At 70.4% G+C, this 26,042-nt stretch carries 25 protein-coding genes; 13 read left to right on the plus strand and 12 right to left on the minus strand.

Going from position 1 to position 26,042, the window contains the following annotated elements; translation table 11 throughout:
• Positions 1–35 precede the first annotated feature (35 nt).
• Together FS770_RS10790 and FS770_RS10795 are read left to right on the plus strand one after the other, a co-directional pair.
• Positions 36–647 (plus strand): LysE/ArgO family amino acid transporter, encoded by a 612-nt coding sequence (locus tag FS770_RS10790; protein WP_094393380.1) that lies wholly within the window; start codon positions 36–38, stop codon positions 645–647.
• A gap of 41 nt (positions 648–688) precedes the next feature.
• The gene (locus tag FS770_RS10795) at positions 689–1,858 is read left to right on the plus strand and encodes a polyprenyl synthetase family protein (protein ID WP_145011753.1); all 1,170 of its coding nucleotides are present in this window, start codon (positions 689–691) and stop codon (positions 1,856–1,858) included.
• Between the two features lie 106 nt (positions 1,859–1,964).
• Here FS770_RS10795 and FS770_RS10800 read toward each other — a convergent pair whose 3' ends face one another.
• The 3 genes from FS770_RS10800 to FS770_RS10810 are packed head-to-tail and all read right to left on the minus strand — an operon-like array spanning position 1,965 to position 5,770.
• A complete protein-coding gene (locus FS770_RS10800) occupies positions 1,965–3,560 on the minus strand; it encodes a dihydrolipoamide acetyltransferase family protein (protein ID WP_145011756.1) in 1,596 nt (531 codons plus the stop codon).
• 3 nt (positions 3,561–3,563) lie between these two features.
• Complete coding sequence (locus FS770_RS10805) at positions 3,564–4,574, minus strand: alpha-ketoacid dehydrogenase subunit beta (RefSeq protein WP_144943224.1); 1,011 nt, start codon at positions 4,572–4,574, stop codon at positions 3,564–3,566.
• Positions 4,574–5,770, minus strand: a complete 1,197-nt coding sequence (locus FS770_RS10810; RefSeq protein WP_144943225.1) for a thiamine pyrophosphate-dependent dehydrogenase E1 component subunit alpha — start codon at positions 5,768–5,770, stop codon at positions 4,574–4,576. The genes FS770_RS10805 and FS770_RS10810 overlap by 1 nt, the downstream gene beginning before the upstream one ends.
• A 357-nt stretch (positions 5,771–6,127) precedes the next feature.
• Between FS770_RS10810 and FS770_RS10815 the strand changes: the two genes are divergently transcribed.
• The 3 genes from FS770_RS10815 (at position 6,128) to FS770_RS10825 (ending at position 9,072) form a co-directional block, all read left to right on the plus strand.
• The gene (locus FS770_RS10815; protein WP_144943226.1) at positions 6,128–6,583 is read left to right on the plus strand and encodes an Lrp/AsnC family transcriptional regulator; all 456 of its coding nucleotides are present in this window, start codon (positions 6,128–6,130) and stop codon (positions 6,581–6,583) included.
• A gap of 364 nt (positions 6,584–6,947) precedes the next feature.
• On the plus strand, positions 6,948–8,405 hold the full coding sequence (locus tag FS770_RS10820; RefSeq protein WP_145011759.1) for a tryptophan-rich sensory protein: 1,458 nt from the start codon (positions 6,948–6,950) through the stop codon (positions 8,403–8,405).
• 4 nt (positions 8,406–8,409) lie between these two features.
• The gene (locus FS770_RS10825; protein ID WP_144943228.1) at positions 8,410–9,072 is read left to right on the plus strand and encodes a CPBP family intramembrane glutamic endopeptidase; all 663 of its coding nucleotides are present in this window, start codon (positions 8,410–8,412) and stop codon (positions 9,070–9,072) included.
• 153 nt (positions 9,073–9,225) lie between these two features.
• Here FS770_RS10825 and FS770_RS10830 read toward each other — a convergent pair whose 3' ends face one another.
• The 3 genes from FS770_RS10830 to FS770_RS13795 form a co-directional block, all read right to left on the minus strand.
• Positions 9,226–11,157 (minus strand): potassium transporter Kup, encoded by a 1,932-nt coding sequence (locus FS770_RS10830; protein ID WP_244944884.1) that lies wholly within the window; start codon positions 11,155–11,157, stop codon positions 9,226–9,228.
• A gap of 235 nt (positions 11,158–11,392) precedes the next feature.
• Positions 11,393–11,722: a hypothetical protein gene (locus FS770_RS10835; protein WP_144943230.1), complete on the minus strand. Its 330-nt coding sequence runs from the start codon at positions 11,720–11,722 to the stop codon at positions 11,393–11,395.
• 30 nt (positions 11,723–11,752) lie between these two features.
• Positions 11,753–11,881 (minus strand): TMEM175 family protein, encoded by a 129-nt coding sequence (locus FS770_RS13795; protein ID WP_186366759.1) that lies wholly within the window; start codon positions 11,879–11,881, stop codon positions 11,753–11,755.
• Positions 11,882–11,915: 34 nt separating this feature from the next.
• On the opposite strand from FS770_RS13795, the gene FS770_RS10845 reads away from it, so the two are divergent.
• Positions 11,916–12,509, plus strand: a complete 594-nt coding sequence (locus FS770_RS10845; RefSeq protein WP_238693968.1) for a CPBP family intramembrane glutamic endopeptidase — start codon at positions 11,916–11,918, stop codon at positions 12,507–12,509.
• 16 nt (positions 12,510–12,525) lie between these two features.
• Here FS770_RS10845 and FS770_RS10850 read toward each other — a convergent pair whose 3' ends face one another.
• Positions 12,526–13,206, minus strand: coding sequence for a TetR/AcrR family transcriptional regulator (locus FS770_RS10850; RefSeq protein WP_244944885.1), 681 nt, complete (start codon positions 13,204–13,206; stop codon positions 12,526–12,528).
• 94 nt (positions 13,207–13,300) lie between these two features.
• Here FS770_RS10850 and FS770_RS10855 point away from each other — a divergent pair, with 94 nt between their 5' ends.
• From FS770_RS10855 to FS770_RS10870, 4 genes are all read left to right on the plus strand, one after another.
• Positions 13,301–14,881 (plus strand): DUF3533 domain-containing protein, encoded by a 1,581-nt coding sequence (locus tag FS770_RS10855; RefSeq protein WP_145011766.1) that lies wholly within the window; start codon positions 13,301–13,303, stop codon positions 14,879–14,881.
• A gap of 70 nt (positions 14,882–14,951) precedes the next feature.
• Positions 14,952–15,428, plus strand: a complete 477-nt coding sequence (locus FS770_RS10860) for a DUF4870 domain-containing protein (RefSeq protein ID WP_144943233.1) — start codon at positions 14,952–14,954, stop codon at positions 15,426–15,428.
• A gap of 211 nt (positions 15,429–15,639) precedes the next feature.
• Positions 15,640–16,947: an NRAMP family divalent metal transporter gene (locus FS770_RS10865; protein ID WP_244944886.1), complete on the plus strand. Its 1,308-nt coding sequence runs from the start codon at positions 15,640–15,642 to the stop codon at positions 16,945–16,947.
• Positions 16,938–17,750, plus strand: a complete 813-nt coding sequence (locus tag FS770_RS10870; protein ID WP_144943234.1) for a putative hydro-lyase — start codon at positions 16,938–16,940, stop codon at positions 17,748–17,750. Before FS770_RS10865 ends, FS770_RS10870 begins: the two co-directional genes overlap by 10 nt.
• A 20-nt stretch (positions 17,751–17,770) precedes the next feature.
• Here FS770_RS10870 and FS770_RS10875 read toward each other — a convergent pair whose 3' ends face one another.
• The 4 genes from FS770_RS10875 to FS770_RS10890 form a co-directional block, all read right to left on the minus strand.
• The gene (locus tag FS770_RS10875) at positions 17,771–18,394 is read right to left on the minus strand and encodes a GntR family transcriptional regulator (RefSeq protein ID WP_244944887.1); all 624 of its coding nucleotides are present in this window, start codon (positions 18,392–18,394) and stop codon (positions 17,771–17,773) included.
• 77 nt (positions 18,395–18,471) lie between these two features.
• Positions 18,472–20,217: an acetyl/propionyl/methylcrotonyl-CoA carboxylase subunit alpha gene (locus FS770_RS10880; RefSeq protein WP_144943235.1), complete on the minus strand. Its 1,746-nt coding sequence runs from the start codon at positions 20,215–20,217 to the stop codon at positions 18,472–18,474.
• Positions 20,214–22,007 (minus strand): 5-oxoprolinase subunit B/C family protein, encoded by a 1,794-nt coding sequence (locus FS770_RS10885; RefSeq protein WP_145011768.1) that lies wholly within the window; start codon positions 22,005–22,007, stop codon positions 20,214–20,216. The genes FS770_RS10880 and FS770_RS10885 overlap by 4 nt, the downstream gene beginning before the upstream one ends.
• Positions 22,004–22,762, minus strand: coding sequence for a LamB/YcsF family protein (locus tag FS770_RS10890; RefSeq protein WP_145011771.1), 759 nt, complete (start codon positions 22,760–22,762; stop codon positions 22,004–22,006). The genes FS770_RS10885 and FS770_RS10890 overlap by 4 nt, the downstream gene beginning before the upstream one ends.
• 159 nt (positions 22,763–22,921) lie before the next feature.
• Here FS770_RS10890 and FS770_RS10895 point away from each other — a divergent pair, with 159 nt between their 5' ends.
• Genes FS770_RS10895 through FS770_RS10905 form a run of 3 tightly spaced genes read left to right on the plus strand, consistent with a single transcriptional unit; the run spans position 22,922 to position 25,398 of the window.
• Positions 22,922–24,103, plus strand: coding sequence for an LLM class flavin-dependent oxidoreductase (locus FS770_RS10895; RefSeq protein WP_126874595.1), 1,182 nt, complete (start codon positions 22,922–22,924; stop codon positions 24,101–24,103).
• A gap of 36 nt (positions 24,104–24,139) precedes the next feature.
• Positions 24,140–24,886: a CE1759 family FMN reductase gene (locus tag FS770_RS10900; RefSeq protein ID WP_144943239.1), complete on the plus strand. Its 747-nt coding sequence runs from the start codon at positions 24,140–24,142 to the stop codon at positions 24,884–24,886.
• 5 nt (positions 24,887–24,891) lie between these two features.
• Positions 24,892–25,398: a MarR family winged helix-turn-helix transcriptional regulator gene (locus tag FS770_RS10905; RefSeq protein WP_244944888.1), complete on the plus strand. Its 507-nt coding sequence runs from the start codon at positions 24,892–24,894 to the stop codon at positions 25,396–25,398.
• A 118-nt stretch (positions 25,399–25,516) separates the two neighbouring features.
• Here FS770_RS10905 and FS770_RS10910 read toward each other — a convergent pair whose 3' ends face one another.
• Complete coding sequence (locus FS770_RS10910; RefSeq protein ID WP_145011778.1) at positions 25,517–26,014, minus strand: GNAT family N-acetyltransferase; 498 nt, start codon at positions 26,012–26,014, stop codon at positions 25,517–25,519.
• Positions 26,015–26,042 lie beyond the last annotated feature (28 nt).

Here is a 26,042-nt window from a genome sequence, read left to right on the forward strand (position 1 = left end):
AATGTCGGCAACGTCACGCACACCTGTACATTGCTCTGGTGACTTCTGCGTTCCTTCCCGGACTGGTGACCGGGCTCGCCCTCATCGTGGCGATCGGCGCCCAGAACGCGTTCGTACTGCGCCAGGGGATCCGCCGCGAGCACCTGGGTGTGGTGGTGGGCATCTGCATCGTCTCGGACATCTTCCTGATCGGCCTGGGGACCGCCGGGATCGGCTTCCTGATCGACCGCGTGCCCTGGCTGCTGAACATCTTCCGCTGGGCCGGCGTGGTCTACCTCCTGGTCTTCGCGGTCACCTCCTTCCGCTCGGCTCTCAAGCCCCAGGCGATGGACGTCTCGGGCGACGACGCCGGGTCCTTGCGTCGCGTGGTCCTCGCCACCCTGGCGTTCACGTGGCTCAACCCGCACGCCTACCTGGACGCGGTGCTGATCCTGGGGAACCTGGCCAACCAGCACGGTGAGCAGCGCTGGATCTTCGCCGGGGGCGCGTTCGCCGGCTCGGTCATCTGGTTCACCGCACTGGGCGCGGGGGCCCGGGCGCTGTCGCACGTGCTGAACACCCCGCTCACCTGGCGCATCGTGGACGCCCTGGTGGGCGTGGTGATGGTGTTCATCGCGATCCAGCTGGCGCTGATGCCCGCCGTCTGATCCGGGCACCGCCCCGGCGGCTGGTGTGCTGGAATGGAGGCATGACTCCCACCTCCTCCTACACCAGCAGCGGCACCGGGCGCAGGTCCCAGGAGTTCACACCGGCCACGGCCCTGCGAGGGTTCCTCTCGCACTCGGGCCGCAAGGCCGCCGAGCTGAGCCCCGGCTATGAGCGCGTGTGGGAGCACATCGCCCAGATCACGGATGCGGGCCGGGGGCTGCAGCAGGAGCTGGTCATGACCTCTGTGGAGGCCTACCCCGCGCGCCCCACCCGCCCCGTGCTCAACGCCGTGGCCGCCTCCTTCGAGCTGCTGCACACCGCCATCGTGCTGCGCGCCGACGCTGGCGGCCTTCGCGGAATGGCCCGCGCGGCGCAGGCAGCCGACGGCGCGACGTCGGGCTCCGCGTGGCAGGACGACGACGCCGCGGCGCAGGGGCACACGAACTCCGCCCTGGGGGCCGCGGAGGGGGCCGCCGGGAGCGACCCTGCTGGGTGGGCAGACCGTGACGGTTCCCGCGCGGACCTCACATCGGCGGCCGGTGACCTCGCGCTCACGGGCGCCTACCGGCTCATCGCCACCTCCCGGGCGCCGGAGACGCGCATGCTGCGTCTGCTCGAAATCCTCGACGAGTCCGTGTTCCACGCCGCGGCGGGCGAGCGGCTCGTGGCTCAGGTGGCCCGGCGCACCCAGCCCGTTCCGCACGACAAGGCCCTGGACGCCATCCGGCTGGCCATCGCGGTGCCCTGCTACGAGGCGCCCCTCCGCGCGGGCGCCGTCCTGGGTGGGGCCCCCACCGCGCACGTCACCGCCCTGGCGACCATCGGGCGCTCCCTGGGTGTGGCCCACCAGCTCACCGGTGAGCTGCGCGCGGCCGCCGGCTCCCCTGACGCTGCGGGTGAAGCGGGCTCCGCGGGGGCGTCCCCCGTGCTGACCCCGGACCGCTGCACGGTTGCGGGGGTCCTCGTGGAGGCGGGTGACTATGCTGCGGAGTGGCAGGCGCTGCGAGAGCGGGCGGTGCGGCAGCCGCTGGGGGACGACGACGTCGCCCATGCCCGCGACCTCCTCGACCGCTCCGGTGCGGCCCGCTCGGTGGCCCGCATGGTGGACACCGCCGTCCGCCGTGCAAAGGACACCATGGCCGCCACGGACCTGCCGCCCGCCCTGGCGCAGAGCCTCACCGCGTGGTTGGAGCGCGAGACGACGGTCTGACGGGATATTCCTCGGTCGGAATGGTTCTCCGCCCGTACACGCCGACGGCGCCCGGGCCGAAGCCCGGGCGCCGTCGTGATTCTCACCGGCAAACACCGTAAGGGCGTCAAATCTGCGTGAGCGCCCCCACGGGGTTCTCGATGCAGTCGGCCACGAAGCGGATGAAGCCGCCAGCCGCGCCGCCGTCGCACACGCGGTGGTCGAACGCGATGGTGATGGTCGTGACCTTGCGGACCGCGAGTTCACCGTTCACGACCCATGGCTTGTCGATGATCCGCCCGATGCCAAGGATCGCGGACTCCGGGTGGTTGATGATCGGGGTGGCCCCGTCCGTGCCGAAGACGCCGTAGTTGTTCAGCGTGAACGTGGAACCGCTCAGCTGGGCCGGACTGGCCTTTCCGCAGCGGGCCACGTCGATCACTTCGCGCATGGCGGTGGTGAGCTCCACGGCGCTGAGCCGGTCCGCGTTGCGCAGGTTGGGAACCATGAGCCCACGCTCGGACTCCACCGCGAGCCCCAGGTTCACGCCGTCGAAGCGCGCGATGCTCCGCGAGCCGTCCTCGGCGGTGTCCAGGCGGGTGTTCAGCTGCGGGTACTTGCGCAGCCCGGCGAGGGTGAACCGGGCGATCAGCGCTAGCAAGCTCGGCTTGTTCTGCGGATCCTTCGCCTTCAGCTCCGCGCGCAGGCTCAGCAGCTCGGTGGCGTCCACGTCCACCCACACGGTGGCCTCGGGGATCTCCGTGCGCGAGCGGGTCATGGCATCCGCGATGTGCTTGCGCACGCCCTTGACAGGTTCGCGGGCGGCCAGAGGCAGCCCGGTGCGTGCGTCCACACCCTGGGATGACGCCGCGGCACCGGCTCCCGCGCTCGACCCACCGCGGGTGGGTCCATCCTGCGCGGGGCCACCCTGGCCCGGAGCACCCTGCATAGGCAGCACGGGCGCACCCGTTGCGGCGGGGCCCGGGGCTACCGGGCCGGGGGTAGCCAGACCCGTGGGAGCCGGCCCGGCGGCGTCGGCGCGCATCCGCTGGTCCTCAACCTGCTCGATCGCGGCGAGGACGTCCCGGCGCATGATGAGCCCACCCGGGCCGCTGCCCTGGACGGTGGCGACGTCCACGCCGTGCTCGCGCGCGAGCTTGCGCACGAGCGGCGAGATCACGGACGGCGCGAGCCGGCGGGACTCGGTGAGCGCGTCGTGGGTGTGCGCGGCGGCCCCCGTGGGAGCGGCGCCGGTGGTCCCGGCGACGGCACCGTGCCTGCGGCGGCGTCGTCGGGATGCGGACGCTGCGGAGGTGCCGTAGCCGATCAGCACGTTCCCGGAGGACTCCTCGGCCTCGTCCACGGCCTCCTCGGCGGAGGGTGTGGTTCCGGCGAGCTCTTCCTCGCGGTAGCTCGCGGCGTGCTCGGCACCCGGGGCATCCGCGTCGGATCCGGTCCCGGCGGAGGAATCGGGGGCCTCCACGCCGTCGGAGACGGAGATCAGCGGCTGACCCACGAGCATGGTGTCGCCCTCGGCGCCGTGCAGCGTGTGGACCACGCCCTCGAACGGGGTGGGCACCTCCACGGCGGACTTGGCGGTCTCCACCTCCACGATGGGCTGGTCCATGGTGACGGTGTCACCCTCGGCCACGAGCCAGCGGAGAATGTCCGCCTCGGTGAGCCCTTCGCCCAGATCGGGCAGGTTGAACACATTGATGCTCACGGGTCAGTCCTCCCACTGCAGGTCGTCCAGGGCATCCAGGATGCGCTCGGAACTCGGGATGTGGTGGTGCTCGAAGGACGGCGAGGGGTAGGGGATGTCGAATCCCGTCACCCGCAGCACCGGCGCGGCGAGCGAGTGGAAGCAGCGCTCCTGGGTGCGCGCGGCGATCTCCGACGCCACGGATGCGAAGCCCTGGGACTCGGCCACCACCACGGCCCGCCCGGTGCGGCGCACGGACGCGGCCACGGTCCCGTCGTCGTAGGGAACCACGGAACCGAGGTCGATGACCTCCACGGACATGCCGTCCTTCGCGGCCTCCTCGGCCGCGGCCAGGCACACCGGCACGGACGGGCCGTAAGAAATCAGGGTCGCGTCGGATCCCTCACGGGCGACGACGGCGTGGCCCTCGCGCCGCGGCAGGCTCCCGTTCTCGTACTGCTCGCGCAGCTCGTCCAGGTCCACCTGCGCGGTGGACCAGTACAACCGCTTGGGCTCGAAGAACACCACGGGATCCGGGGAGTCGATGGCCTCGCGCAGCATCACGTAGGCGTCCCGCACGGAGGCGGGGGTGAAAACCTTCAGGCCCGGGGTGTGCGCGTAGTAGGACTCGGAGGAGTCGCAGTGGTGCTCCACGCCGCCCACGCCGCCTCCGTAGGGGATGCGGATGACCAGGGGCATGGTGAGCCTGCCACGGGTACGGTTGTGCATCTTGGCCACGTGGGAGGCCACCTGCTCGAACGCGGGGTACGCGAACGCGTCGAACTGCATCTCCGCGACCGGGCGCATGCCGTTCATGGCCATGCCCACCGCGGTGCCGATGATCCCGGACTCCGCGAGGGGTGTGTCGAAGCACCGCTCACGGCCGAAGCGGGCGGTCAGGCCGTCGGTGATGCGGAAGACGCCGCCAAGCGTCCCCACGTCCTCACCGAAGACCACGACCTCACGGGAGGCCTCCATGGCGTCCGCGAGTGCGGTGTTCAGGGCCTTGGCGAAACTGACCTTCGAAGCGCTCATCACGCCTCCTCTCGCGAGAGCTCGTCCGCGAGCTGCTCAGCCTGCTCACGCAGCTGCGGCGTGGGCTCGTGGTAGACGAAACGGAACAGGTCCTGGGGGTCCAGCTCCGGTTTGTGGGCCATGGCCTCGCGCAGCCGCTTGGCCATCGCCTCGGCGTGCTCGGAGATCCGCTCGGAGGCGGCATCGTCCAGTGCGCCCTGGCCCGTGAGGTAGTGCTGCATGCGGGTGATCGGGTCCTTGGCCACCCACTCGGCGACCTCGTCGCGCTCGCGGTAGCGCGTGTCGTCGTCCGCGTTGGTGTGCGCCTGCATGCGGTAGGTCATGGCCTCCACCAGCAGCGGCCCACCGCCCTGGCGGCACAGCTCGATGCCGCGTCCCAGCACGGAGAGCAGCGCGGCGAGGTCGTTGCCGTCCACGCGCTCGCTCGCCATGCCGTAGCCCACGCCCTTGTGTGCCAGGGACGGCGCGCGGGTCTGCGAGGACAGGGGTACGGAGATCGCGTAGCCGTTGTTCTGCACCAGGAAGAGCACGGGCAGCTGGAAGACCGCCGCGAAGTTCAGGGCCTCGTGGAAGTCCCCCTCCGACGTCGCCCCGTCACCGCACATGGCCAGGGCCACCGTGTCTTCACCGCGCAGCTTGGCGGCGTGGGCCACGCCCACCGCATGCAGCAGCTGTGTGGTCAGCGGAGTGGCCTGGACGGAGACCTTGTACTTGCGGGGGTCGTAACCGCCGTGCCAGTCCCCGCGGTAGGTGCTCATGACCTCCAGTGGATCCACACCGCGGGACATCACAGCCACGGAGTCGCGGTAGGTGGGGAACAGCCAATCGTCGTCCTCGAGGCACAGGGCAGCGGCCACCTGGCACGCCTCCTGGCCGTGGCTGGACGGGTAGACCGCCATGCGGCCCTGGCGTACGAGCGCCATGTTCTGGTCGTTGATGCGCCGGCCCACCACGAGCTTCTCGTAGGCGTCCAGCAGGCGGGAGTCCTCCGGCATGGGGTACTCGTGGCCGGGCTCCTGACCCTGCTCGGACTCCGGGACCGCGCTGCCGTCGGGGTTCAGCAGCCGGATCTCGCTGCTCGCGGGGAGCATGTACTGCTCGGGGGTGATCCCGAAGTTCTTCGAGGCCTCCACCGCGGGGTTCACGGGGGACTTCTCCCGGACGGCGGGTTCGCCGGCGGGGGTGGGCTCGCTCATGGTGCGTCCCTTTCTTCTCTGGCTGGAACTCGGTGGTGTCCACGGCGGACCGGGCACCGCAGGGCTCTGGTGGGGCGGCGGTACCGGGTTCGGGCCGGGCACGTCGTCCGGCCAGTATGGGCAATCGGAGCGCTCCGTCTCCACGGCAGGGGGAAACTGTGGACAAATTGCTCCGTCGAGCCTCAATCGTGGACAATGTGTGGTGACGTGAGCCACGTCATGCTGCTTTGTCCGGTACATCACAGCACTGTGGCGGGGGAGGGGCGATCCGGCGTCCCGAAACCCTGCACGCGGCGGCACGAACGGGCGCCGTGGCGTCGTCGTCCCTGCCCGACCCCACAGCCAGGAGGAGTCCACATGCCCGAGACCAGGCGCCCGGTGCTGGACGAGACGGACCGACGGATCCTGGGTGAGCTGACCCGGGACGCCCGGCAGTCCGTCACGGCGCTCGCCGCGACCGTCCACATCTCCCGCGCGCACGCCTACGAGCGGATCCGCCGGCTCCACGAGCAGGGTGTGATTCTGCGCTACACCGCCGTGATCGACCCGGCCAGGGCGGGGCTTGAGGCGTCCGCGTACGTGACCCTGCGACTGAAGCAGAACACGTGGGCCACCCTGGAGGCCAAGCTGCGCGAGATCCCCCAAGTCCAGCACATCGCCCTGGTGGGCGGGACATTCGACGTGATGCTGCTCGTGCGGGCTCGCGGCAACGCGGAGCTGCGGGACGTGATCTTCGAGCGGATCCAACCCATGCCGGAAGTCGTCGACACCCAGACGTTCCTGATCTTCGAGGACGTGGACGTCCGCGGGTGACGGGCCCGGCACTGGGTGTCCGGGGTGGTGAGTTCCGGCCGTGTGCTGAACATCGAGGCACGGTGAAGCCACACGGCGCACTCTGAGTCATCTCCGAGCCACTTTCAGGGGTGATGTGTGGCTTCCGCGTGCCTCGGAATGCATTCGGTGGCCGGAACGTGCCTCAATGCGTAGCCGGTGGACTGAAGTCGCCCGAGCCTGCACCGACCGGGTGACCGGAACTCACCCCACCGCAGGCTGCGCGGTCCGGACTCGTCGCGGTCCGCGCCCACCCCTCTCGCGGCGTCGGATGCTCAGCATACGATCGACATGGATGGGGTGGCCGCCGCGGTCATCCACGGATCGTTCACGGTTGGGAGTTCGCATGACTGAGATCGCACGGCTCGCCCTGGTCACGGGAGCCACGGGATACATCGGCGGCCAGGTGGCCCAGGAACTGTTGCAGCGGGGGTGGCGGGTGCGCCTGCTCAGCCGCAGCGCGGAGAAGGTGCGCGACCTCCCCTGGGGGGACGCCGTTGTCCCCGATGGGCAGAGCGCCGAACCCGGCCGCGCGGAAGTGGTGGAGGGGGACGCCTCGGACGCGAGCGACGTCGCCCGCGCACTGAAGGACGTGGACGTTGCGTGGTACCTGCTGCACTCCATGGGCGACTCCGAGAACTTCGTACAGGAAGAAGTGGAGATGGCGGAGACGTTCGCGCGGGCCGCCCACGACGCCCATGTGCAGCGGATCGTCTACCTGGGGGGACTGCACCCCACGGACGAGCCGGTCGAGCAACTGTCCGATCACCTGCGTTCGCGCGTGGAGGTGGGGCAGGCGCTCATGGACTCCGGGGTGCCCACTGCGGCGCTGCAGACGGGTGTGGTGATCGGGGACGAGTCCTCGTCCTTCATCATGATCCGTCACCTCTCCGAGCGACTGCCGGGTGCGATCGCCCCCAAGTGGGTGCGCAACCGGATCCAGCCGATCGCCGTGGCGGATGTGGTGCACTACCTCGCGGGGGCGGCGGACCTGCCGTCGGACGTGAACCGCACGTTCGACGTGGGCGGTCCGGACGCCATCGAGTACGCGGACATGCTGGACCAGTACGCCCGGGCCGTGGGCAAGGGTGGGCGGTTCATGCTCACCGCGCCCGTAACCACCGCGAACCTCGCGGCGCGCTGGATCGGGCTCATGACCCCCGTCAAGACCAAGCTCGTGCGGCCGCTGATCGGCAGCCTCCAGCACGACACAGTGCTGCACGAACGGGACCTGGACGACTACATAGGCGCCCCGAAGGGTGGTCACACCCCCTTCGCGGATGCCGTGCGCACCGCCGTGAAGAACGAGGACCTCGGCCGGTGGCGCCGTGTCTTCCTGACCACGGCGGGGGCCGTGACGGCCACGGCGGTGGTCGGTTCCCTGGCGACCGATCCCAATTCGCGCTGGTACAAGACGCTGCGCAAGCCCTCGTTCCAGCCCCCGGCCTGGCTGTTCCCCGTGGCATGGACGGTTCTGTACGCGGACATCGCCGCGGTGGGGGCCCTGTCCATCGCGGACCTCGGGGAGAGGAAGGAGGAGAAGAAGAAGCGCGCCTACATCGCCGCGCTCGCGACCAACCTGGTGCTCAACGCCGGGTGGAGCATCCTGTTCTTCCACCGCAAGCAGCTCACCGCGTCCTCCGTGGAGTCTGTCCTGTTGACACTCAGCAGCGCGGACCTCGTGCGCCGTAGCGCAAAGGTGTCCCCCGAGAAGGGCGCTGTGCTCAGCCCGTACGCGGGCTGGACCGCGTTCGCCGCCGTCCTGACCAACACCCTCCGAGCACTCAATCGGCGCAGGAAGTGATGATGTGAGCGAGTACCGGGTCAGCCCCTACGGGGACGCCACCCAGGCCACGCGCAAGCGCACCGTGTGGGTCGTGATCATCACGGGCCTCCTGGCCGCCGCGGGTCTCGCGTGGTCCCTGCGCATCCCCGCCGGGGACCCGTGGTTCACCCCCGCGACCTTCATCCTCGCGGGGGTATACATCATGGGCAGTTCGATCGCCGTGCGGATGACGGGGGAGCGCCTGCCCTGGAAGGTCACCCCCAACGGCTTGCGGGACGCGGTGATCGGAGGTCTGCTGCTGGCCGCCCTTTTCATCGCGGGCGGTTTCATGGTGCGGTTCGTGCCGTTCCTGGCCGGGCCCGTCCACGAACTGCTCAACCACGCCCGCGTGGGGAGCTTGTTCATGGTGGCCCTGACCACCGCGGTCAACGGCGTCGCGGAGGAGACCTACTACCGCGGCGCGCTGTGGCGCGTGCTCCCGCGGGGCTGCCGGATCCTTGTGACCACGATCGCCTACACCGCGGTCACCTCCCTGGCCGGCATCCCCCTGCTTGCGCTCGCGGCCGCCGCGCTCGGAGCATTCGTGGGGTACCTGCGCGAGCGCACGCGCTCCCTGGTCCCCGGGATCGTGACCCACCTGATCTGGTCGCTCACCATGTTGTTCGTGTTGCCGTTCGTGGTGTGACCGGTCCGTCCGTCTCGCGTTCGCTCGCCCACGGTCGTCCCGCTGCTGCGGAGCTTGCGGGGGCGACGTCGCTGTGGGGCTCTCGCGGTCGACGGCGCGTGCGCGGCAACCACGTGACGACGACGCTGCGGGCCTACAGCGTTGTCGTCCGTCTCATAGCTCCAACTGCGCCCCGATCATCACCGTGCGCTCGCGCGGGAGGCGGTAATAGTCGGCGGGGACCGCGGCGTTGTGGCTCATGGCCATGAACAGCAGCTTGAACGGTTTGCGCATGCCCCGGTAGCGGCCCGCGTCCAGGAGGGTGAGCTCGGAGACGAAGTAGCGGGCGGTGTCCGGGTCGATGTCCACCCCGTGATCGCGGGCGATCCGCAGGCCGGCGGGGACGTCCGGGTCGTCCAGGAATCCGAAGTGCAGGGTCAACTGGGTGATGTGATCGGAGTCCGCGCCCGTACGGTCCACCGTGACCGTGTCCTGCGGTGCCACGTGCGGGACGTTGGCGGGAACCGTGCGCACGATGAACACCTTTTCGTGGATGACCCGGTTGAACCGCGCGTTCTCGCTCAGCGCGAGGGGGGTGGAGACCGTGTTGGGGTGCAGGTAGACCGCGGTCCCGGGGACCTCGTTGAGGTGGCCGTTGCGGGCGCGGCGGATGAAGTCGGTGAGCGGGCCTTCCACGTCACTCTGGTAGGCCATCACGATCCGGCGGCCCTTGCGCCACGTGAGCATGCTCGCGCCCATGATCCCCGCGATCGCAAGGGGGAGCCAGCCGCCGTGGAAGAGCTTCACGGTGTTGGCGGCGAAGAACAGCCCCTCGACCACGTAGAGCACCGTGCCGAGCGCGATCAGCCGCCACAGGGGCCAGCGCAGTTTGGTGTGTGCATAGACCAGGAACAGCGTGGTGGTCAGCAAGAACGTACCCGTCACGGCCAACCCGTAGGCGATCGCAAGCCGCTCGGAGCTGCGGAAGACCACCAGCAGGACGAGGACCCCGATGAACAGGGCCCAGTTCACGCTGGGGATGTAGATCTGCCCTTCCTCGTGCTGACCCGTGTGACGCACGGTCATGTGGGGGAGGTAGCCCAGCCGCTCGGCCTGCCGTGCGGCGGAGAACGCCCCGGAGATCACGGACTGGGAGGCGATCACGGTGGCCATGGTGGCCAGTATGACCAGGGGCAGGCGCGCCCACCCCGGGGCCAGCAGGTAGAAGGAGTCGTTCACCGTCTCGGGGTGGCCCAGGATGAGCGAGCCCTGACCCATGTAGTTGAGCAGCAGGCTCGGGAAGACCAGGAAGAACCACGCCTGGTTGATGGGTTTGCGGCCGAAGTGGCCCATATCCGCGTAGAGCGCTTCCGCACCGGTCACGCACAGGACCACCGCGCCGCCGGCCACGAACGCGATCCCGGGGTGTTCCACGATGAACGCCACGGCGTATGTGGGGGACACCGCCTTGAGGATGTGGGGATCCCGCACCACCTGGATCGCGCCCAATACCGCGATCATCACGAACCACACGACCATGACCGGGCCGAACGCCTTGCCCACCAGGTCCGTGCCCTTGTGCTGGGTTAAGAACAATGTGGTGATGATCACCGCGCCCAGCGGCACCACGTACGCTGCCAGGCCGGGATGCACCAGTTCCAGACCCTCCACCGCGGACATCACGGACACCGCCGGGGTGATCACACTGTCCCCGAAGAACAGGGCTGCACCGATCACTCCCAGCATCATGATGAGGCCCCACCGCTTGGCCCGGGTGGGGACTCCCTTGCGGGTCAGTGCAGCCAGGGAGAGCACACCGCCCTCGCCGTCGTTGTCCGCCTGCATGACCACCATGACGTACTTGAGGGTCACGATCAGGGCGAGCACCCAGAAGAAGCACGAAGTCACACCGTAGACATCCACGGGATTGGCCTGGACCACCCCGCCGTCCACCGTGAACACGGTCTTGACGGAGTACAGGGGACTCGTGCCGATGTCACCGAACACCACTCCCAACGCGCCCAGTGTGAGGGCACCGCGTTTGTGCGGGGTTTGCGTCTCTGTCTCCGTGGCTTCCGCGACGGAGGTGGTTGCCGTACCAGACACGCTGCTGTCCTTCGATCCCGAGTTCCCGGTCCGGGTGCACGGGCGCGCCTCGGAACCGAGCTGCGCACTCCGTGCTGCGGGTGTGTACATGATGCTCCCGCCCCGGGTTGGGGTCAAGGGTGGGAACCTGTGTGATTCCTGGCGGTGGTCGAGGGGTGCATGCGGTCGGTTCGGGCCGCGCTGTTAACCATGAAGGGGTGCCTGCGGCGCCGGACCCGCGGCCGGATCACGGCCCCTACCTCCCGTGAGCCGAGGCGTTCAGGTCGTGTTCGATCCGCCGGTCGGGGATCAACCAGAGGACCGCCACGATCACGTAGAACGCGACACCCACGTCGATCAGGATCCCGCCGTGATCCTCTCCCAGCAGTGCGCAGGCCACCCCGGCGAAATGGAGGACCAGGGAGATCCTCCCCTTCCGATCCTTGCCCAGCACCCGTTTCAGGGTCGAGTCCGGCCCCTGGGCCCGGATGATGGCGGCCGGCACGACGACGTACGCGAGCGCCGCGCCCAGCAGAGTGATCCCGTAGACCACTACGGGAGTGCGCGCCAAGCTGCTGTCGTCCATCCACCCGGTACTGAACGGCAGCAGGGACAGTCAGAACAACGGGTGGAAGTTCGCCCAGAGCACCGCGTCGTTGATGTTTTCGGTGGCCTGGAAAATGTGGTGATGGTTGTTCCAGTAGATCCCGATGTACACGAAGCTCAGCACGTAAGTCGGGGACACCACCGCCGCCACCCGCCTGCGCACCGTGTGGGTGGTGGTGGCCACCGGTGTCGTGGCCGCCGCATGCCTCGCGTGGTCCCTGCGTATTCCCGCGGGGGACCAGTGGTTCTACCCCGCCACGTTCATACTCGCCGCGGTATACATCATCGGCAGCTCCACAGCGGTGCGCATGACCGGTGAGCGCCTTCCCTGGGCGGTGACGCCCCGCGGCCTGTGCTACGCCGTGCTCGGCGGGCTCGGCCTTGCCGTCCTCTTCGTGGCGGGCGGGTTCATGGTCCGTTTCCTGCCGACGCTGGCAGGGTCGGTGCACGAGCTGCTCGACCACGCCCGCGTGGGGAGTCTGGTGGTGACGGCGCTGACGACCACCGTGAACGGGGTGGCGGAGGAGACCTACTACCGCGGCGCCCTGTGGCGGGTGCTGCCCCGCGGTCGGCGGATCCTCGTGACCACCGTGGCCTACACCCTCGTGACCTCGCTCGCGGGCATCCTGCTGCTCGCTCTCGCCGCTGCCGCGCTCGGCGCGCTCGTGGGCTGGCTGCGCGAGCGAACGCGCTCACTCCTGCCGTGCGTCGTCGCGCACCTGATCTGGTCCCTGACCATGCTCTTCGTCCTGCCGTCCGTGGTATGACCCCGGGCGTTCGGGCTCAGGCCGGGCGCGTGAAGGCGAGCCAGATGGTGGGGATCACCCGCTGCGCCCCGCGCCCGGTGGCGCCCATGGCCATCTGGTCCGTGAGCTGCCCCGAGTAGCTGGTGACCAGGATCCGGGCCATCTCGGCGGCCGGGACCATGAGGGTGAGGTGCTGGCTGCGCGCTACGCGGCCCAGCGCGTTCTCGATGGCCGCGTAGATACGCTCCCGGACGGGTGCGACCGCCGCGCGGGCTTCGGGGGAGCGGAACGCCGCGAGGAACAGCTCCATGCGCAGGGCCTGCTGCTGCACGTTGGCCACCGAGTCCGTGACGCCCTCGATGATGCGCGTGACCACCTCACCCACCTCCAGACCGGAGTCCAGCCACTGATCCAGTTCGGAGTCGAGCGTCTCGATCAGCTGAGTGGCGAGGTCGTCGAACGCGAGGACGGCGAGTTCGTGCTTGGTCTCGAAGTTCGAGTAGAAGGCGCCCCGGGTGAAACCGGCAGCGGCGCACAGGTCGCTGATCGAGGCGCCGTCGATCCCCTGCTCCGCGAAGACCGCGGGGGCAGAGCGGATCAGTTTCAGGCGGGTTGCGGAGCGGGAGCGCCTGTCGGGGGAGGACGCCTCTCCGGGCGGCGGGGTGCCCCTCCCGGGTTCGGCACCGGCCACGTATTCTGCTTCTGTCTGATTGCTCACGGTTCCATCGCCTCGTCGTGACTACTGGATACATGAGTGTATCGTGTCTCCAGAACTCTATGCACTCGTGCATTCCTCGCTTACAGGAGAAACTGTGTCACCCAAGCACACACCCGCCAACAGCTTCCGGGCCCGGCTCGGCAAGCCCTTCGCTCAACCCCTCTTCTGGCTGCTCCCCATGCTCGCGATCCTCGCGGTGGGGGTTGTCGGCACCGCCCTGTACCTGGGTGGTCTGTCGAACCCCGAGAAGCACTTCAAGGACTTCCCGATCGCGGTCATCAACCAGGACAAGGGGGCAGAGGTCGCGCAGGCGGACGGCAAGACCAAGGAGCAGAACCTCGGCACCGACCTCGTCAGCGAGTTCGCGGACAAGGCGGCCGAGGACGACAAGATCGACCTGCGCCAGCTCACCTGGGACGAAGCTCAGGAGCAGCTGGGCCGCGGCGAGCTCTACGCCGCCGTCGTCATTCCGGACAGCTTCTCCGAGGACACCGTGGGACTGGTCGAGGGCTCGCTGACCAACGGCAACGCCGCCCGTCCTCAGGTCACCGTCTACACGGACCCGCAGGCGGGTTCGCTGGGCACCCGCCTGGCGACGAGCGCCGTCGAGCCCGGGGTGCAGCAGGCCAGCAAGAAGGTGGGAGAGCAGCTCACCGCCTCCATCGAACCCGCCGAGCAGCAGGCCTACAACAAGGTGCTGCAGCAGCTGCAGGAGAGCCAGCAGGCCCAGCAGCAGCAGCTCTCGCGCTCCGCCGCGCAGGGTGGTCCCGCCGTGCAGCAGTTCGCTCAGCAGGTCCAGCAGGCCCAGCAGGCTTCCGTGGAGCAGATCGCCAAGGAACTCTCCCCCACGGTCAGCTCGGTGGCGAAGGACACCCTCGCGGATCCCGTGCAGATGGTCTCCGAGCCCTACCACGACCTCGAGGAGGGTACGGCCCTGGGTATGGGTGCGTTCTACTACTCGATCCTCCTTCTCGTCGTCGGCTTCTCCGGCTCCGTGGCACTGAACCTGCTGATGGACGGCCGCATGGGCATGTCCCCGTTCGAGATGGGCCCCTTCTTCAAGGACTACCCCCGCGCCGTGCTGCCTCGCCCCGTGGGCTTCCTCATGAAGTGGCTGACGTTCGTGGTCGCCGCAGCCCCGACCTCCGCGCTGATGATGACGGTGGCGTCCGGGGTCGGCATGCCGGTTCCGAACGGTTTCCTGGTGTTCCTGCTCGGGTGGCTGGCGATGTCTGTGGTCTCGGCCATCGTGCTGGCGCTGATCTCGGTGGGCGGCAGCGTGGGCATGCTGCTGTGCCTGATCTACCTGGTGTTCATGGGTCTGCCCTCGGCCGGCGCCGTGGTGCCGCTGCAGGCGGTCCCGGAATTCTTCCGCGGCATCGCCCCCGTCGAGCCGCTGCACCACATCTTCACCTCGATCCGCGCGTCCCTGTACTTCGACGCCGATCCCCAGGCGGGTCTGACCTCCGGCCTGGTGGGCCTGTTCGTGATGCTGGTGGTCGCGCTCGTGGTGGGTCTGCTCGGGGGGTGGCTGTACGACCGTTTCGCCGGACTGCGCGGCGGCGACGGCCCGGGCAAGCACAGCGCAGAGGAGGACGCGCACGCTGCTTCCGGGGAGCGGCACCACCGCAAGAGTGCGGATAACCCCCCTGCCCACAAGGGCGCGCACGCCTAGGCTGGAGGCACGCACCGAACCCCGCCCCGGGGCACGTCACGACGGGGCGGAAGATCCCAGGGAGAAGAAGATGAGCTACGAACCGCAGCAACCGCGCCCCGACTACCGTTCCGACGGCGGGTATGGGTCCGGGCGCCCGGATCCCCGCTCGGCGCAGTACCAGGGGGATCCCCGCACGGGTTCATCGGGTCCGCAGGACGACGAGAAGACCGTCGCCATCCTGACCCACCTCTCGGGGCCCATCGCGGCGATCGTGTCCGTGGGATGGCTCGGTTTTCTGGGGCCGCTGATCGTGTGGTTCATCTACAAGGACAAGAGCCCGTTCCTGCGTGCGGCCTCCGCCGGGGCGTTCAACTTCAACGTGACGCTCTGGCTCCTCAACGTGGTGGGCTGGATCTGCATCCTCACGTTCATCCTGATCCCGGTGGGCATCGTGCTGATCGCCGCGTACTGGATCATGCTGCTCGTGTGTCACATCATGGCGGCCGTGAAGGCCAGCCGCGGTGAGGTCTACCGCTACCCGATGCAGCTGCCCATCCTGCACTGATCCGACGACGACGACGCCGTCCGGCCGCCCTCGCGCGCCGGCTGCCGTGCGCTAGACAACGCCACCCCGGCACGGAACCCTCCGCGCCGGGGTGGCGTTCTTCGTGCTGGGGACATTGTTCAACAATCTATTGGCTGATTGTTGAACAACCTGTAGAGTGCTGATGTCAGCAGCCGTGTGACTCCGCTCACGTGAATCCCTGGAGGGATCGATGTCCTCGTCCGCGTCCCAGCCGCAGCACCACGGCACTCCTCAACCGAACGACGTCGGGCAGCCACGCGACGTCGCGAACTCCCGGGACTCCCAGGGGCAGCCCGCGCCCGCTGGGCCGAGAGCTAAGGGCCACCGCAGCGCGCTCCTGGGCGCGATGTTCCTCATGGCCACGAGCGCCATCGGCCCCGGCTTCATCACCCAGACCACGGTGTTCACGGTGCAGCTGGGTGCAGCCTTTGCATTCGCCATCCTGCTGTCCATCCTGGTGGACATCGCGGTCCAGCTGAACGTGTGGCGGGTCATCGGGGTCTCGGGCCTTCGCGCGCAGGAGCTTGCCAACAGCGTCCTACCCGGTGCCGGATACGTGCTCGCCGCGCTCGTGTTCCTGGGCGGTGCGGTGTTCAACATCGGCAACATCGCGGGCACCGGCCTGGGTCTGAACGCAATGCTCGGGCTGGACCCCAAGATCGGAGGCGCGGTGTCCGTGGTGCTGGCCATCCTCATCTTCCTGTCCAAGCGCGCGGGCCTGGCGCTGGACCGGATGGTGGTGCTGCTGGGCGCGGTGATGATCCTGCTCATGCTCTACGTCGCGGTCGTGGCGGCACCTCCCGTGGGGGAGGCGCTGAAGAACACCGTGCTGCCGGAGAAGGTCGACTTCCTGGTGGTCACCACACTGATCGGTGGCACCGTGGGTGGCTACATCACCTACTCGGGTGCGCACCGGATGATCGACTCGGGCGTGAGCGGTGTGGAGAACGTCAACGCCGTCAGCCGCAGCTCCGTGCTGGGCATTCTGGTCACGTGCGTGATGCGTGTGCTGCTGTTCCTCGCGATCTTCGGAGTGGTTGCCGGCGGCGTGACCCTGGCCGGGGACAACATGGCCGCCGAGGCTTTTGGCGCGGCCGCCGGGGAGATCGGCGTGCGGATCTTCGGGGTGGTGCTGTGGGCCGCCGCGCTGACCTCCGTGATCGGGGCGGCGTTCACGTCCATCTCGTTTGTGACCTCCTCCACCGGCAGCACGCGCACCCGCAACCTGCTCACTGTGGGCTTCATCCTGGTCTGCGCGGTGCTCTACCTGGTGCTCGGCAAGGCGCCGCAGACCCTGCTCGTCTTCGCAGGGGCGTTCAACGGGCTGATCCTCCCGTTCGGCTTCGCGATCCTGCTGTGGGTGGGCTGGCGGCGACGGGACCTGCTGCACGGCTACCGCTACCCCGTGTGGCTGCTGGTCGTGGGGGTGCTCGCGTGGCTGCTCACGGTCTACCTCGCGTGGAACTCGCTGGCCGGTCTCGCGAAGCTGTGGGCGTGATCACCGTGGACGACGCCGCACCGTCCGTTTCCTCGCTCACGCCGGCCCAGGCGCGTGAGCGGTTCCGCGGCGGCGTCGTGCGCCCCACAGCCGGGTGGGCGGCGGGGTGTGCGCAGGCCAACCTGCTCGCCGTGCCGCGGGACTGGGCCTTCGAGGTCCTGCTCTTCGCGCAGCGCAACCCCAAGCCCTGCCCGGTGCTCGGTGTGCTGGACGCGGGGGAGACCGCCGGTCCGCTGCTGCCGGGTGGGGACATCCGCACCGACGTGCCGCAGTACGTGGTCTACGAGCACGGCCGCGAGGTGGCCCGGCCTGCGGATGCGAGGCCGTACTGGCGCGAGGACCTGGTGACGTTCCTGCTGGGCTGCTCGTTCACGTTCGAGGACGCCCTGATGGCCGAGGGGATCCGCATGGCGCACATCGACCAGGGCGTGAACGTCCCCATGTACCGCACGTCCCGGCGCTGCGAACCTGCCGGACGGCTCTCGGGGCCGCTGGTGGTCTCGATGCGCCCGGTGCCCGCGGACCGCGTGGCGGACGCCGTGCGCATCACCTCGCGCTACCCGGTGGTCCACGGTGCCCCGGTGCACGTGGGGGACCCGGCGGGGCTCGGCATCGCGGACCTGACCGCCCCGGACTACGGCGACGCCGTGCGGATCGCCCCCGGCGAGATCCCCGTGTTCTGGGCGTGCGGGGTCACGCCGCAGGCCGCGGTGGTGGAGTCCCGGCCGCCGTTCGCGATCTCCCACGCCCCCGGCCACATGCTCGTCACGGACGCCCGGGACAGCAGCTACCAGGTGCCCTGAGCAGCTCTGACGACGGGCTCTCAACCCACGCGGGCGAGGATCTCGTCCCGCGCCGCAGACAGGGAGTCCCGCAGCAGCTCGACCGCACGGGCACGGTCCCCGGCCTCCAGTGCCGCGAGGACCTCCGAGTTGCGGTGCGCGTAGCCCGCGTGAAAGCCGGGCTCGTCCGTCATCGCGTGGAACACGAGTCGCATCCGCGCCAGCGCCCTGTCCATCTCCGCGAGCAGCGCGCGGGAACCGGCCGCCGCCACGATCTCCCGGTGGAAACGCTGATTCGCGTCCGCCATGGTGGGAGCGTCCCCCGCCTCTACGGCGGTCAGCGCAGCAGCCACGATCTCGCGCAGCCTTGCCACGGCGGGCCCGTCCAGCTCGCCCCACAGCACTGCGCCGGTTTCGAGGACGAGCCGTGCGGCGTAGAGGTCGCGGACGTCGTCGGCGGTGGGATCGGTCACGAAGCCCCCCCTGTTCGGCAGGCGCGCCACGAGGTTCTCCGCGGCCAGCATCGCGAACGCCTCCCGCAGCGTGTTGCGCGAGATCCCCAGCTCTCCACTCAGCGCCTGTTCCGAGAGCTTCGCGCCCGGGGCCAGGGCGCCGTCCGCGATCATGGTGCGCAGCCGGTCCGCGGCGTGCGCGCTCGCCTGCACTGCGCCAGAGTGTGCTGGGGCACTCCCACCCTTCCCGCCCGTGCCGCCCACGCCCTCGTGGGCCCCCGCGGCGCCGTTCACGAGATCTCTGCGAGCGTCTGCCCCGCGGTCACGGAGGCACCCTCGGCCACGTCGGCGCGTGAGAGCGTGCCGCCGCGGTGGGCGCGCACCGGGGTCTCCATCTTCATCGCCTCCACCACCAGCACGGGCTGCCCGGTGTCCACCTGCGCGCCGTCGGAAACCAGCCACGTGACCACGGTGCCGTTCATGGGGGCGGTGAGCGCGGCGTCGTCCTCGCCTGTGCCGGGGGACGCCGCCGCCCCCGCCTGCCCCACGACCGCCGGGCTCGCGCCGCCGCGCAGCAGGGCGTCCGCGAGTTCCTCCGGAAGCCCCACCCGCACGGCGCGCCCGTCGATCTCGAGGGTGAATGTGCTGCGCTGCCCGGCCGCCGGCGCCAGGTAGGGGGAGGCCGCGAGATCCCGGGCGAACTCGTCCTCGATCCACGTGGTGTGGACGCCCAGCCGCTCCTGAGAGGTGAAGGCGTCCTCCTCCAGCACGGCCTGGTGGAACGGGATCACGGTGGGCAGCCCGCGGACCACGAGCTCGCGCAGCGCCGCGCGGGAGCGGAGGAGGGCCTGCTGACGGTCCTCGCCCCACACGATCAGCTTGGCCAGCAGAGAGTCGTACTGGGCGGGCACCACGGAGCCGGAGCGCACCCCGGTGTCCACGCGCACGCCCGCACCCGTGGGGGCCTCGAATGCCTCCACGGTGCCCGGGGTGGGCAGGAATCCGAGGGCCGGGTCCTCCGCGTTGAGCCGGAACTCGAACGCGTGGCCGTGCGCCGCCGGGTCCTCGGGGATGCTCAGGGGGAGGCCCCGCGCCACGCGGAACTGTTCGCGCACGAGGTCCACCCCGGAGGTCTGCTCGCTCACGGGGTGCTCCACCTGCAGGCGGGTGTTGACCTCCAGGAAGGAGATCAGCCCGTCCGGAGCCACCAGGTACTCGACCGTTCCGGCGCCGGTGTACCCCGCCTCGCGGCAGATCGCGCGGGCGGACTCGTGCAGTGTGGCGCGCTGCTCGTCCGTGAGGAAGGGCGCCGGGGCCTCCTCCACGAGCTTCTGGTGCCTGCGCTGCAGGGAGCAGTCCCGGGTGCCCACCACGGTCACGGTGCCGTGGGTGTCCGCGACCACCTGGGCCTCCACGTGCCGCGGGCGATCCAGGAACCGCTCCACGAAGCACTCGCCCCGGCCGAACGCGGCGGTGGCCTCCCGCACGGCGGCGTCGAACGCGCCCTCCACCTCGTCCAGCTCGCGGGCGATCCGCATGCCGCGGCCACCGCCCCCGAACGCGGCCTTGATGGCGATGGGCAGGCCGTGCTCCTCGGCGAAGGCCCGCGCCTCGGCGGCGTCCGGGACGGGTCCGTCCGTGCCCGGGACGAGGGGGGCCCCCGCGCGCACGGCGATCTCCCGAGCGGTGACCTTGTTGCCGAGGGCCTCGATGACGTCCGCGTCCGGGCCGATCCACGTGAGGCCTGCCGCCACCACGGCGCGCGCGAACTCCGCGTTCTCGGACAGGAACCCGTAGCCCGGGTGCACGGCGTCCGCCCCGGAGCGCTCCGCGACCGCGAGCACGGTGGGGATGTCCAGGTAGGTCTCTGCGGGGGAGGACCCCGGCAGGGCATATGCCTCGTCGGCCATGCGCACGTGGAAGGACTCCGCGTCCGGCTCCGAGTAGACGGCCACGGACGTCAGCCCTTCGTCCGCGCACGCCCGCGCGATCCGCACGGCGATCTCCCCGCGGTTGGCGATCAGAACCTTTTTCATACGGATTCTCCTGTCGAGGTGGTCTGGTCCGGGGTGGCCTGGGACCGTGGGGTGCGGCCCGCACCCGCTACGTCGAAGCGGACGTCCGTCCCGGGGGCGAGCTGCGCGGCGAGCGCGAGGTCCCGGGGGACGACGACGCCGATCACCGGGTAGCCCCCGGTCACTGGGTGGTCTGCGAGGAACAAGACGGGAACCCCTGAGTGGGGCACCTGCAAGGAACCCGTGACCACGCCCTCGCTCGCCAGCTCCTCGGTGCGGGCCCGTTCGAGGACCGGGCCGTCCCGCGGCTCTTCGAAGCGCACGCCCACGCGGTTGGAGTTGGTGGCCACGCGCCACGTCCGGGCGGTGAGGGTGGTAAGGGACTCCGGGGTGAACCAGTCGTCTCGTGGCCCGGGGGCAACGCGCAGGGTGACCGTCTCGCCCCGGGCCGGGACGTCCACCTCGGGTGGCTCGGGCTCGCCGACGGCGCGTCCCTCCGGGGCGGGGCGCACGGGCAGCACGTCCCCGGTGGCCACGGGGTCCGGGCCGGTTCCGGAGAGCACGTCTGTGGAGCGGCTGCCCAGCACCTCCGGGAGGTCCAGGCCGCCGCGCACGGCCACGCAGCAGCGCAGCCCGCGGGATGCGGAGTCCAGGCGGAGTCGTTCACCGTCGTACAGCGCGAAGGGTGCACAGAACGGGACGCTCCGGACGTGGCCGGTCGGCTCGGTCTCCGCGACCGACGCGGTTTCCTGCGCCGCCTCCTCCACCGTTGCGGGGCCACCGTCCGCAGCGGTGCCCGGCCCCGCCGTGCCGGCGGCGGTCGTCGACGGGCCGGGTCGTGCCGGGGAAGCCTCCTCCGACCGGGTGATCGTCCCCGTGACGGGCGCCCCGGCGAGCGCGAGCACGTGGTGCCCGCGGGCCGTGACGGACAGTCCGCCGACGGTGAGCTCCAGGACCGCGGCGGAGGCGTCGTTGCCTACGAGCCGGTTCGCCTGCACCGCGCTGGTGCGGTCCGCCGCACCGGAGGAGGGAACGCCCAGATCCCCGCGCCCGGAGCGGCCGAGGTCCTGGACGAGCGTCTGCATCCCAGGTTCCTCGACCACCAGGGCGTGCGCCGCGGGGGAGGGGCGGGCCGGTGCGGCGGCGTCGGCCACCGTGACCAGTTCGCGCACGGCCCGGTAGTGCACCGTGTCTCCCGGGCGGATCAGGGCGGGGGGCTCGCGGGTCTCGTCCCACAGCACCGCGTCCGTGCGGCCGATCAGCTGCCAGCCCCCGGGGGAGCTGCGCGGGTAGACGGCGGAGAAGGTGCCGGCGAGTGCCACCGATCCCGCGGGTACGGCGGTGCGCGGGCTGTCCCTGCGGGGGACGTCCAGCGGGTCGCCCGGCGCGGTGAGGTACGCGAAGCCCGGTGCGAAGCCCCCGAACGCCGCGGTCCACGGCGCGCCGGTGTGCGCCTCGACCACGCCGTGCTCGCCGAGGCCGGTGAGCCGGGCGACCTCCGCGAGGTCCTCGCCGTCGTAGACCACCGGGATCTCCACGGTCCTGCCCTGCTCTCCGGCGGACTCGGCGGGGGTCACGGAGCCGACGGTGTTCGCCGCTGCGTGCGCGGTGCGGGCCGAGGCGAAGGAGACCAGCACGGTGGTGGCCGCTGCGAGCACGTCCACCTGACCGGGGAACGGGTGGGCCGCGAGGTGGGCGTGCCAGCGCACCACCTCGGGCAGGCTCCCGCAGTCCAGCAGGAACGCCTCGCTCCCGGCCCACCGTACGGCGGGCACGGGGCGGTCCTGCGACGGCGACGACCCGGTGCTCATGCGAAGGACCGGATGGTGATGCCGGCGTCCTCGAGTCCGCGGCGGACCTCGGCGGCCATGGCGGCTGCGCCGGGGGTGTCCCCGTGCACGCAGATGCTCTCGGCGGCGATCCGCACGGTGGAGCCGTCCACTGCGGTGAGCGTGCCGTCCTGCGCCAGGCGGACCATGCGCTCGGTGACCTCAGCGGCGTCGTGCAGCACCGCACCCTCCTCACGCCGGGAGACCAGTCGTCCGTCCGGGGTGTAACCGCGGTCCGCGAAGGCCTCCGTGACCGCGCGCAGTCCCGCTCGCTCGGCCTTCGACAGTGCCACGGAACCGGGCAGCAGGAGCAGGGGGAGGTCTCCGCCGAAGGCCCGGACGGCGTCCACCACGGCCTGCGCGTGGCTCTCGTGGTGGGCAATCGTGTTGTAGAGGGCCCCGTGGGGCTTCACGTAGCTCACGCGGGTCCCGGCGGCGCGGGCCACAGCCTCCAGCGCACCCATCTGGTAGAGGACGTCGTCGGCGAGCTCAGTGGGGGAGCAGTCCAGGAAGCGGCGGCCGAAGCCCGCGAGGTCCCGGTAGGCCACGTGCGCGCCCACGGTGACTGCTGCGGCGACGGCGTCCCGGCACGTCTGCGCCATCACGGACGGGTCCCCGGCGTGGAAGCCGCACGCTACGTTGGCGCTGGAGACCGAGCGGAAGACCGCGGCGTCGTCCCCCATCCTCCAGCTGCCGAACGACTCGCCCACGTCGCTGTTCAGATCCATGACCGTCATGCGTGACCTCCGTCTCACTGCGTGTCCCACCAGCATGCCTGACCGAGGACAAATTGTTCAACAATCCACCGGGGAATATTTCCCCGCGCCCCGTCCTTACACAGGTACTTCAAATTTGAAGTAGATGGACGAAGGCCTCGCCACGAGGAGGAGAAGGCAATGCAACTCGGTATTTTCACCATCGGTGACGTGACCACCGACCCCACCACGGGCAAGACCCCCACGGAGCACGAGCGCATCAAGGCCACGGTGGCCATGGCCAGGAAGGCCGAGGAGCTGGGCATGGACGTGTTCGCCACGGGCCAGCACCACAACCCGCCGTTCGCCGCTCCCGCCAACCCGCCGGTGCTCATGGGTGCGGTCGCCGCCCAGACGGAGAAGATCCAGCTGAGCACCGCCACCACCCTGATCACCACCACGGACCCCGTGCGGATCGCGGAGGACTACGCCTACGCGCAGCACCTCGCGGACGGCCGTGTGGACCTGACCCTGGGCCGTGGCAACACCGGGCCCGTGTACCCGTGGTTCGGCAAGGACATCCGCCAGGGCATCCCGCTGGCCGTGGAGAACTACCAGCTGCTGCACAAGCTGTGGCGCGAGGAGAACGTGAACTTCTCCGGGCGCTTCCGCACGCCGCTGCAGGGGTTCACCTCCACGCCCCGGCCGATGGACGACGTCCCGCCGTTCGTGTGGCACGGCTCCATCCGCTCCCCGGAGATCCCGGAGCAGGCCGCGTTCTACGGTGACGGCTTCTTCCACAACAACATCTTCTGGAACAAGGAGCACACCGAGCGGATGGTGGCGTTCTACCGTCAGCGCTACGAGTACTACGGCCACGGCTCCGCGGACCAGGCGATCGTGGGCCTGGGCGGTCAGACGTTCATGGCCAAGAACTCGCAGGACGCCGTGCGGCAGTTCCGCCCGTACTTCGACAACGCGCCGGTGTACGGTCACGGTCCGTCGCTCGAGAGCTTCATGGAGCAGACTCCGTTGACCGTGGGCTCGCCCCAGCAGGTCATCGAGCGCACGCTGTCCTTCCGGGACTACGCCGGTGACTACCAGCGCCAGCTGTTCCTGGTGGACCACGCCGGTCTGCCGCTGAAGATGGTCCTGGAGCAGATGGACATGCTCGGGGAAGAGGTCTTCCCGGTGCTGCGCAAGGAGTTCGACTCCCTGCGTCCCGCGCACGTGCCGGAGGCCCCCACCCACGAGTCCCTGGTTGCGCGGCACGCGGCGGGCAAGGACCCGATCCCCGGTGGCGGCCCGGACTCGCAGGCCGCGAAGGACCGCGCCGCCAAGGCCGAGGCCGCGGCGAACGCGCAGCAGGACAGCAGCAAGTAGAAGAACGAGACACGCAGGACACGAGGAGAGCGCACCATGACTGATCGTCGGAGCATCGCGGTGGTGACCGCGGGACTGTCGGAGGACGCGTCCACCACGCGCCTGGCGCGGGCGATCGCGCAGGCCGCGAGCGACGTCGTCAGCCGTGACGGCGCCCCCGAGCCCGAGGTGCGCCTGGTCAACCTGCGGGACGTCGCCCACGGGATCACGGACGCCATGCTCACGGGCATGGCTCCGGCCCCCGTGCAGGACGCGCTGGACGCCGTGCTCACCGCGGACGCCCTGGTGGCGGCCACGCCCACCTACAAGGCGAGCTACTCGGGGCTGTTCAAGGCGTTCTTCGACCTCTTCGACGAGGGCGCCCTGGAGAACCTGCCCACGGTCGTGGCCGCGACCGGAGGGTCCCCGCGGCACTCGCTGGTCCTGGACACCGCCCTGCGCCCGCTGTTCAGCTACCTCAAGGCGCTCACGCTGCCCATCGGCGTGTACGCCGCCACGGAGGACTGGGCTGACGCCTCCCTGCAGTCCCGCATCGAGCGGTCCGGTGCCGCGCTCGCCGGGATGCTCGGGGTCGGGACTCCCGGCCACGACGTCGCCGGGCCGGGCCACGCGGCAGGGGCCGGTTCGGGGGCCACGGAGGACGGCGCCTCCGCCGCGGACGGTGCCTCCACCGAGCCCGTGGGGGCCCGGCGGAACGCGCCGCCGCGCCCGGATCGCTCCGTGCGGGACGAGTTCGCCGCGGTGCCGAACTTCGAGGACCTGCTGGCGGCGGTGCGAGGATGAGCTCCATGCCCACAGAAGCACGCCATCCCGAGGACCGTTTTGAGCCGGCCGCCGCGGGGACGACCACCGGCGCGGAGAGGCCCGATCGCTGGGAAACGTGGCGGCTCTACTTCGAGACCACGGCGCGGCTGACCGCCAGGATCGAGGAGCGGCTCAAGGCGCAGGGCTGCTCGACCATGGAGTACCAGCTGCTCCTGCTGCTCTACGAGGCCCCCGGGCGCCGCATGCGCCTGGGCGAGCTGGCGCGGCGCCTGGTCTTCTCGCCGTCGCGGCTGAACTACCAGGTCAGGGTGCTGTGCGAGCGGGGCTGGGTGCAGCGGCGTCGTGCCGAGGGCGACGGCCGCGGCTGGGAGGCGGTGCTCACCGCGGAGGGAGTGCAGGCGTTCCGGCGGCTGCGCCCCGCCCACGCGCGGGACGTGGAGGAGCTGTTCTTCGCGTCGCTGACGGACGACGACGTCGCCCGGCTCGGTGATCTCATGGGCCGGGTCGCGCGGGGGCTGGGGGAGGCCTGACCGCTCGGGGGAGCCCGAGCAGCCCAGGGGAGCCCATGCCGCTGGTGGAATGCACGCCAGCAGCCGTCGGGGTGGTGGCGCGCAGAAGCGGGAGGGTGCCCGCCGCGGGCTCGTTCCCTCAGCCGATCCAGTAGCGGCGGACCGGGCGGCCGTCCCTGTCCGGGACCACGTTCTCCAGCACCCCGCCACAGGCCTCGATCGTCGCGGCGGAGGCGGCGTTGTCGTCCGCGCACACGACCAGCACGCGGTCGACCCCCGCTGCGTTGAGCCGCGCCACGGACTGCCGCAGGATCTCCGTGGCGTAGCCGCGGCGCCGGAACGCAGGGCCCACGGCGTAGCCCACGTGGCCGCCCACGCGGAGGAGGTAGTCGGTGAGGGCGTACCGGATGGAGCTTCTGCCCACCACCTCACCGGCCACCTCCGCGAGCAGGTAGTCCGCCCGGACGAACCCCGGTGCCAGGTTCTCTCCCCGGGACGCGTGCTCCACGGCGTCCAGCACGTCGGACCACGTGCCCTCGTCCAGCACGAAGGAGAAGTCGTCGGATCGCAGCTGCTCGTGCAGCGCGCGGACCGCCGTCTCGTCCTCGGCCGTGGGGAATCGCAGCGTCAGTGGCATGTCGCCATGCTGGCACGGATGCCGTGTG

This window comes from Kocuria salsicia, from assembly GCF_007681555.1.
Taxonomy (GTDB): domain Bacteria; phylum Actinomycetota; class Actinomycetes; order Actinomycetales; family Micrococcaceae; genus Kocuria; species Kocuria salsicia.